5 protein-coding genes are annotated in these 5,541 nt (G+C 54.1%); all 5 read right to left on the minus strand.

What is annotated here, in order from left to right:
• Positions 1–425, minus strand: a 425-nt coding sequence (locus tag ABX962_RS28845) for a DUF58 domain-containing protein (protein ID WP_372724670.1), incomplete at its 3' end; no start/stop codon positions are given.
• 5 nt (positions 426–430) lie between these two features.
• Positions 431–1,489 carry an AAA family ATPase gene (locus ABX962_RS28850; RefSeq protein ID WP_372724678.1) on the minus strand — a complete coding sequence of 353 codons (1,059 nt, stop codon included), beginning with the start codon at positions 1,487–1,489 and terminating at the stop codon, positions 431–433.
• An 8-nt stretch (positions 1,490–1,497) separates the two neighbouring features.
• On the minus strand, positions 1,498–3,213 hold the full coding sequence (locus tag ABX962_RS28855; protein ID WP_372724672.1) for an EF-hand domain-containing protein: 1,716 nt from the start codon (positions 3,211–3,213) through the stop codon (positions 1,498–1,500).
• A gap of 43 nt (positions 3,214–3,256) precedes the next feature.
• Positions 3,257–4,588, minus strand: coding sequence for a DUF1501 domain-containing protein (locus ABX962_RS28860; protein WP_372724674.1), 1,332 nt, complete (start codon positions 4,586–4,588; stop codon positions 3,257–3,259).
• A gap of 171 nt (positions 4,589–4,759) precedes the next feature.
• On the minus strand, positions 4,760–5,541 hold a 782-nt coding region (locus tag ABX962_RS28865; protein ID WP_372724676.1), incomplete at its 5' end, for a DUF1553 domain-containing protein.

The raw sequence follows: 5,541 nt of genomic DNA on the forward strand, positions 1-5,541 counted from the left end.
AAATGCGAAACGACGCGATCCGAGAACAAGGTGATACCGACAGCGTCGTGTTGCTTTAATGCCAAATGGGCAATCGCGGCAGCCAGTGCAGCACCGTACTGGAATTTACTTTGACCGGTGTTCGCACATTCCATCGATTGGCTGATGTCGAGCATGATATAGACATTCATGTTCGTTTCAGCATCATACTCCTTCACATACAAACGTTGCTGGCGAGCGTAGAGTTTCCAATTCACATGCCGCAGATCGTCGCCGGGGACATACTCGCGGTGCGAATTAAACTCGACACTAAAGCCAACAAACGGGCTGCGATGCAATCCGTGCAGAAAGCCTTCGACCACCGCTTGGGCGCGAAGTTCAATATCGTCCAGTCGCGAAAAAAACGCAGGGTCGACAAGATCGTTGGGATGAAGTGTTCCGGCCACGTCGATTAACCTTCCAGGGGAACCAGTTTTAGGATGCGATCAATCAACATGTCGGAATCGACTTTGTCGGCACGTGCGTGGAAATTTAAAACCAATCGATGCCGCAATACGGGATGAGCAATCGCTTGAATATCCGCAAAATCGACATGGTATTTGCCTGACAAAATCGCCCTCGCCTTGGCACCGAGCACCAAATACTGAGACGCCCGCGGACTCGCTCCGTACGAGATGTATTTGTGGATCGAATCCTCATTGGGCACCTGCCCCGGCCGCGTCTGGGCCACTAAGCGGGCGACGTAGTGAATGACCGAGTCGGCGACGGGAACACCCCGCACAAGTTGTTGTAACCGCACCACCTCGTCGGCTGCCATCACCTCACTTGCTTCGGCGGTCAACGTGCTGGTGGTGCCCTTGATGATCTGCACCTCCTCTTGAACCGTCGGGTATTTCACTCGCAAGTTGAACATGAAACGGTCCACCTGAGCTTCGGGCAGCGGATAAGTTCCTTCCATTTCGATCGGGTTCTGAGTCGCGACGACAAAAAAGGGCGGCGACAATTTGAATGTTTGTGTGCCCACGGAAACCTCTCGCTCTTGCATCGCCTGCAACAACGAAGCTTGAGTCTTCGGCGGCGTTCGATTGATTTCATCCGCCAACAGGAAATTGGTGAACACCGGGCCTCGCAGAAACTGCAACGTATGTTTTCCCGTCGTATGGTCCTCTTCCATCACATCGGTACCGGTAATATCCGATGGCATCAGATCGGGCGTGAACTGGATCCGCTTAAAATCCATGTCCAACGTTTTGGCTAACGTCCGTCCCATCAATGTCTTGCCGAGTCCCGGAACGCCATGCAGCAAGACGTGTCCCTGACACAGCAAACCAATCAACAGATGGTCGACAATTTCGTCTTGCCCCACGACCACTTTGGCCATTTCGTCTTTGACCCGCTGGCGTGCTTCACGCAGTCGCTGGACGATGGTTGCATCATCCGCAGAGAGAGTCGCCGATGTGCCGGCGGCGGCAGTCGCAGTTGCGGAGGGCGAATTCGATTCCATATTCATTTTTTTCATTACGGTCCACTCGTTTCGTTTTTCTGGCTATTTTCTGCTGCGGTCGCTTCCACCGGATCGATCAAACCATCGTGGTCGGCATCTAATTGATGAAAGACATCGCGAGGTCCAAGGAATTCACCCCACACCAAGTCTCCGTCTCCGTTGCGGTCCATGCGGCGAAACCATGTCGGGCCTGATTCACTTCGCTGTTGAAAGGCGGGTGTTTCGTCAGCGGATTCGTCGTTGGCTCCAAACAATCGGTAGGCACCGCGAACAAATTCAATATGGAAATGTCGCACCGGTTCTTCCATCGACACCCCGGATTGGCCATCACGATCGAGCATCGCAAGTGTCTTTGCAGAATCGCGTCGCTCGCGGAAACCGATCCGCCCATCGCCGCTTGAGTCTAACGCCATAAAGAACCCGTGTCCGGTATCAAAGATATTGACGCGGCAACTCGTTGCAAGCGGTTCGCTTCGTACTCGAACATACTGTTCCATCTCTTCACCCGAGATTCGACCGTCCCCATCAAAATCGATGGTTTCAAACAGTCCACGTGCAAACCGAACTCGCTGCTCCGTTTCTTCCTTTTCGAGATATCCATTGACATCGATATCCATATTGTTGAACTCGATCATTGCGTTTTCGACCGCCGTCGCGATCGGATCAATTTTTCGGCGTGTGAAGCTGACAATCGCTCCTTCGAACTGAATCTTGGCAAAATCAGGCCGCATGGTCCTTTCAATTCGCTTTCCATTGGCGTGGATCACTTGCACCGCGGGAATCGTGTCGTCGACAGGTTCCAAATCGATCGCCAACTCTAAGTCCACTGGCGATTGATGGATGAAACCGAGCTCGACCTCATCAAGCAAACCATCGCCGCTGGTGTCCATAAAACGAAACGATACATCGTCCCAGGCCAATTCGGTTTGCGAAAGTTTGCGGTCACGGTTCGCGTCGTATTGTCGGAGCAACCGTTGTGACAATCGTGTCTCACGCGTGTCTCGTATCATCGTCGAAATGCCGGCCGAGGGACGTCGTGGCGTTTCCACCGTCAATCCAGCAATCGGATCGCTGGGGTCAACCACCGGTTCGGGAAGCAATTCTTCGAAACTGACCACTTCGTCTCGATCCAAATCCTTTTCCAGAACGCGCCGCGCCGCTGCAACCAATTCCATTCGGTCCAGCTGTCCCGAGGAATCTTGGTCGAGGAAATTGAAGAGTTCTTGATCATTGTTCACCGACGTCGTGTCCTCGCGATACGCAATCGTTTCGCCTCCGACGCGTTCGACCGTTCGCATGATGTCACTGCGTGTGAACGTTTGGGCGGTGCCCAATGATTTCAGAAAGCTGGCGGCCAAGGGACGTTGCGGCGTTCGCAACAACGGTGAACGCATCATTTCCTCTTGCGACAACTTGCCGTCTTCGTCTTGGTCGAGCGTTTGCATCAAGCGGTCAACATACGCTTCGCGAATCGCGGGTAGCGACTGGCCGCCCAAAGCGATGTGTAAACGCAGATGCAGCGGCCCCGGTTCAAGCATCAGAATGACGTCACGCACTTCGCCCTTCGTCTGACTCGGGGCCTGCTCGGCGCAGCGGGCCAGCGGAACCCACAGCAAGCTGCAGGCAATGGCGAAGATCAAAAAAAGACGCTTGCCGCCCATAATTAACGATGTTTTCTCATGTAGTTGATTCGTATTGCTCTCACGTTCGCTGAGGCGGAATTGGATCACGGCATCACGACCAATTGTGATCGCTTCGACATGCAAACGCTGTTCACCCTACCAATTCATTGATCGCCTTGCCCCCCTCGTCGATCATTCGAATCGGCCGTCCTTCGCGAGAGTAATTTTCGCTCTCGGGATCGATATCTAGTGCGGTGCAAACAGTCGCAAACAAATCTTTGGTGGTCACAGGACGATCGACGATCTCCATTCCGTCTTCACTTGTGGCGCCAACGACTTGTCCGCCCTTGATTGGACCGCCAGCCAAAACGGTCGACCAACCTCCGGGAAAGTGATCGCGTCCACCGGTTGAATTAATAATCGGGGTGCGTCCGAACTCTCCCATCCAAACGATCAGTGTCGATTCGAGTAGGCCACGCTCACGCAGATCGTCCATCAACGTGGACCAGGCCGGGTCGAGCACTTCGGACAACTCGCGGACACGCGTAAAGTTGTCGCCGTGCGTATCCCAGGCGACGGGATTGTTGTTGACCTGCGACAACGCTACCTCGACAAACGCAACGCCACGCTCCACTAAACGACGTGCCAACAAGCAACCTTGCCCAAACCGGTTGCGGCCATATCGATCACGCAACTCCGCCGGTTCTTGCTCTAACTTGAAAGCATGTTTCGCTTGCGACTGGACCATCTTGATTGCACGATCATAGTTGGCCGAGTGCGATTGCGCCGACTCGCTTGTCGTTTGAGCCGCGAATCCACTCTGCAAATACTTGAGCACCTCGATCCGCTTGTTCATCGACTCGGGGTCCACTCCCTTTGCAGGCTGCAAATTGTCGATCGACAAATTCGCGCGTGATTGCGGATCGTTGCTGTCACCCGAGACGACAAGCGGTGCATAGCGAGGCCCCAGGAACCCAGCCCCGTTCACGTTGGGTGCAAATTGGAACGTCGACAGACTGACGTAATTGGGCAATTCGTTGTCGGATTGGCCAATCTCTTTCGAGACCAACGAACCAAGCGACGGGTATTGAATCGCCGCGTTGCCGGGGCGATAGCCGGTCAACATTAATTCCGTGCCACGGCCATGGTCCCCTTCGCTCGTGTTCATGCTGCGGATGATCGCCATGTCGTTCATCTGGTTCGCAAGCTTGGGAAGATGCTCGCTGATTTTGATTCCGGGAACCGAGGTCGAAATTTCTTTAAAGGGGCCGCCGTTTTGGTGATTCGGTTTCAGGTCAAACGTGTCCGTTTGCGAGGGACCACCGGTCATCCACAGCACGATGCAAGCGCGAGGCTTGCCTTGCTGTTTCGCGGCATGCGCCAACGTCGGCAGCCAACCCGAAAAAGAAACGCCAAGCACGCTCGACGCACTGATCCTCGCAAAGTCGCGACGCGAGTAATCGCGGTTGAAGAATGAGTTCATTAGATGACTTTCGTGCAGGAATGACGTGCAACCCATCGCCGAGTGCGTTGCCAAAGGTAAATTTTCAAGGTAGCGAAACTCGCCAAGAATTTCGGATCGTGCGTCAAATACAACGAAAAGCCCTGACGACTTCCGCTACGACCCACTTCAATTTTCAGCCCAGACGGAGCATTAACGACTCAAAACAAATTCGGGGCTGTTTAACATGCCCCAAAAAACCTCCTCATACGCCTGATTGCGATATTCTGCGGGTTGCGAATGGATGTGCCCGACCAAAAAATCGAGTTCGTCCTGACGAGGCAATCGCGTGAACGCTGCCAAAAACAAGGTTTCAATTTTTTCGGCGGTGCTCATAAAGGGAGCGTCCACGGTCGCCCTCAACGTTCGACTCTTCTCTAAACTGGCTGCGTCCGCCGTCAACTTTCCGTTCATCACGATCAAGGCTTGCGGAACGCCGGCCCGATAATCTTCGGGGGATTCCGCTGCAGCTTCATCCATCCGACTAACAAACGCGTCTCGCATTCCGTTATAGCGGGGCGGATTGTCGATGCGACCGACCGGCAACGCGAGAGCTTGCTCGAGTGAGTCAAAAACTTGCTCGGGGGTCAGCGTCTTCAGCGGACGCAGCGTCACCGTGTCGCTGTGAACGAGTTCTTTGGAAAGACTAACACGCTGATAAAATTTGCTGTTACAGATACCTTCGATCAACCACCGGATGTCGAAACCCGACTGGGCAAACATGCCGCCGAGCTCATCAAGCACCTGCCGCTCTTCGTCGCTGACTTGGTCCAAATCGTCGACCGCATCGACGATCCCGCGGCCGCACAAGTATTGCCAGATACGATTGACGGCGGTCGATGCGAAATTGGGATTGCTGGGCGACACCATCCAATCCGCAAACGCATCACGCGCCGATTGATCGCGATCCAGATTCACCTCTCCCCACAACACCT

Source organism: Novipirellula sp., from assembly GCF_041583735.1.
In the GTDB taxonomy this organism is placed as follows: domain Bacteria; phylum Planctomycetota; class Planctomycetia; order Pirellulales; family Pirellulaceae; genus Novipirellula.